The organism is Elstera litoralis (assembly GCF_000963705.1).
GTDB classification, from domain to species: Bacteria; Pseudomonadota; Alphaproteobacteria; order Elsterales; family Elsteraceae; genus Elstera; species Elstera litoralis.
Map to the genome: position 1 here is coordinate 1 of NZ_LAJY01000130.1, position 3,026 is coordinate 3,026.

General features: G+C 61.7%; 4 protein-coding genes. All 4 read right to left on the reverse strand.

Features of this window, described 5'->3' with window-relative positions; all coding sequences use genetic code 11:
• On the reverse strand, positions 1 to 268 hold a 268-nt coding region (locus VZ95_RS06430), incomplete at its 3' end, for a hypothetical protein (RefSeq protein WP_198148136.1).
• Between the two features lie 23 nt (positions 269 to 291).
• Positions 292 to 1,377, reverse strand: a complete 1,086-nt coding sequence (locus VZ95_RS06435) for an ABC transporter ATP-binding protein (protein ID WP_045775123.1) — start codon at positions 1,375 to 1,377, stop codon at positions 292 to 294.
• A 4-nt stretch (positions 1,378 to 1,381) separates the two neighbouring features.
• The gene (locus VZ95_RS06440; RefSeq protein WP_045775124.1) at positions 1,382 to 2,284 is read right to left on the reverse strand and encodes a carbohydrate ABC transporter permease; all 903 of its coding nucleotides are present in this window, start codon (positions 2,282 to 2,284) and stop codon (positions 1,382 to 1,384) included.
• Positions 2,281 to 3,026 (reverse strand): carbohydrate ABC transporter permease (locus tag VZ95_RS06445; protein WP_045775125.1); only part of this gene is annotated, 746 nt, incomplete at its 5' end. The genes VZ95_RS06440 and VZ95_RS06445, both read right to left, overlap by 4 nt.

Here is a 3,026-nt window from a genome sequence, read left to right on the forward strand (position 1 = left end):
GCGATGAGCAGTTCGACGCGAGATCCCGGCAAAGCTGCGCCGCCCCCTTGGGATCGGTGCGCAGCCGGTCGAGCCCAACGTGGGCCGAGGGGGCGCGCATCCCGTGTTGGGCCAACAGGCGTTTGAGTTCCGGGATATCGCCGAACAGGCCGCTATAGGGCTCGACCAGCTTATAGCCGAGCCCGGCGAGCAGATCGAACTGCGCTGCGAGCGGGGTCATCGAGCGGGCAGAATAAAGCTGAAACGAGAAAGAATCGATCATAGCCACGGTTATTCTCCTTAAAGCGGCGCTCACAGGCGCGCGCCGGTCGCATCGTCGAAAAGGGAAAGGGCATCGGCCGGAAACGCCACCGGCAGCGGGTCGCCCGGTTTCAGGGCGGCTTCGGCGGCATGGCGCAGGGCCAGCGGCGCGCCATTGGGCAGGCGGCACCAAACGAGCGTATCCGCGCCCATCGGCTCCACCAGCTCGACATTGGCAATCAGGGGCGCGGGTCCGGCATCGGCCCCGTACAGAATATGTTCGGGCCGGATGCCGAGCGTGGCAGCCCCGGTGAAATCGGACGTTCGCCAGCGATAGCCCTCAAGCGCGCAGCGCCCATCCTCTGGGAACTGGAAAAAGCCGTCGCGCTCAATCCGTCCCGGCAGAAAATTCATCGCCGGGGAGCCGACGAAGGCCGCAACGAAGCGGTTGACCGGCTCGCGATACACTTTCATCGGCGTATCGAGCTGCTGGATCACGCCACCCTGCATCACGGCGATCCGGTCGGCCAGGGTGAGCGCTTCGATCTGGTCGTGGGTGACGTAGATCATCGTCGCCCCCAGCCGGGCGTGCAGGCGCTTGATTTCCACGCGCAATTCGGCGCGTAACTGGGCGTCGAGGTTCGAGAGCGGCTCATCGAAGAGATAAACCCCCGCTTGCCGCACCAGCGCCCGGCCAATGGCGACGCGCTGGCGCTGGCCGCCGGAAAGCTCCGCTGGACGGCGGTCGAGCAACTCGGTCAGCCGCAGCATCTGGGCTGCCACCGCCACCCGCTCGGCAATCTCCGCCTTCGGTAGCCCCGCGACCTCAAGCCCGAAGGACATGTTCTTGCGCACGCTCATGCGCGGGTACAGCGCATAGCTTTGGAAGACCATCGCAATGCCGCGATCCTTGGGCTCGTCCCAGGTTACATTGCGCGCGCCGATATGAATTTCGCCCTCGGCGATATCGAGCAGCCCGGCGATGGCGTTGAGCAAGGTGGATTTGCCGCAGCCGGAGGGGCCGAGCAGCACCAGGAATTCCCCCGGCGCGATAGTGAGATTGAGGTTTTCGAGAACCCGGATACTGCCGAAACGGATGCAGATATCCTTAAGGTCCACATTTGCTGTTGCACCCATTTGCCTAACCCTTCACTGCGCCTGCGGCGATGCCGCGCAAGAACCAGCGCCCCGAGGCGAAATAGACGACCAGCGGCAGCAGCGCCGTCAGCATCGTGGCCGCCATATCGACGTTGTAGGTGCGCTCGCCCTGGGTGCTGTTGACGATATTGTTGAGTTGGACGGTCATCGGCAGGTTTTCCCGCCCGGAGAAGACCAGCCCAAGGATGAAGTCGTTCCAGATGCCCGTAACCTGGAGGATGACGGCAACGACGATCATCGGGATCGCCATCGGCATCATGATCCGCCGATAAATCTGGTAAAAACCCGCGCCATCCACCCGCGCCGCCTTATAAAGTTCCGGCGGCAGCGCGCAGAAGTAATTGCGGAACAGCAGCGTCATCGTTGGCAGACCGAAGATCGTGTGCACGATGATGATCGTCAGCAGCGACTGGCCGAGCCCGATGAAGGAAAACACGCGGACCAGCGGGTAGAGGAAGATTTGATAGGGGATGAAGGCGACGATCATCATCGCCCCGAACAGAATATTCGCGCCCCGCACCCGCCAGAACGACAGGGCGTAGCCGGTGAGCGAGCCAACCAGGATCGACACGAACACCGAGGGGATGAGAATCGTCACCGAATTGAAGAAACCGACACTGATGCCGTTGCAGTTCAGGCCCGTGCAGGCGGAAGACCAGGCTTTTACCCAGGCCTCCACCGTCCAGGCATCCGGGAGCGCCAGAATATTGCCCAGGCGAATTTCCGTCATCGGCTTCAAGGAGGTGACGATCATCACATAGAGCGGCAGGGCAAAGAACACCGCCGTGATGATGAGGAAAGCGTAGATCCCCCAGCGGGCGGGCGTTGTGCGCTTGGGTTTGCGACCATTGGGCCTAAGGCCCTTAAAGGGCGGGGAAACACTCATGCCCGGCCTCCTTTGCGGCTGCGCCAGTATAGATACGGCGCGACGACGGCGATGACGGTTATCAACATCGAGGTGGCCGCCGCCGTGGCAAGGCCAACGTTGGCGCGCTCGAACAGATGATCCATGACGAATTTTGCCGGGACTTCGGAGGCAACGCCCGGCCCGCCATTGGTCATAGCGACCGACAGATCGTAGAGCCGCACGACGCTGGTGGAGAGCAACACGGCTGCGGTAGCGAAACTCGCCGTCAGCATCGGGATGACGATGGAGATATAGACCCGCCAAGCAGGCAGACCATCCACCTTTGCAGCTTTCCAGATATCCTCGTCAATCCCGCGCAGCCCCGCGAGCATAATCGCCATCACCAGCCCTGCGGCGTGCCAAACGGCGGCGAATACGAGGCAATAGATGACGGTGTCCTGCCGCACGATCCAATCGAAGGCGAAATCGGGAAATCCCCAGCCGCGCACTAGTTTCTGAATCCCGTGGCTCGGGTTCAGCAGCCATTGCCAGACGAGGCCGGTAACGACGAAGGACATGGAATAGGGATATAGAAAGACCGAGCGGAACAGATTCTCGCTGCGCACGCGCTGATCGATGGCGACCGCAAGCAGAAATCCCAGCGCCAGCGCGAGAATGAGAAACAGCGCGCCGAAAATCACGAGATTATGGATCGAGGTCAGCCAGCGGTCATTCCCGAAAAGCTGTTCGTATTGGCGCAAACCGACGAAATTATTGTTCG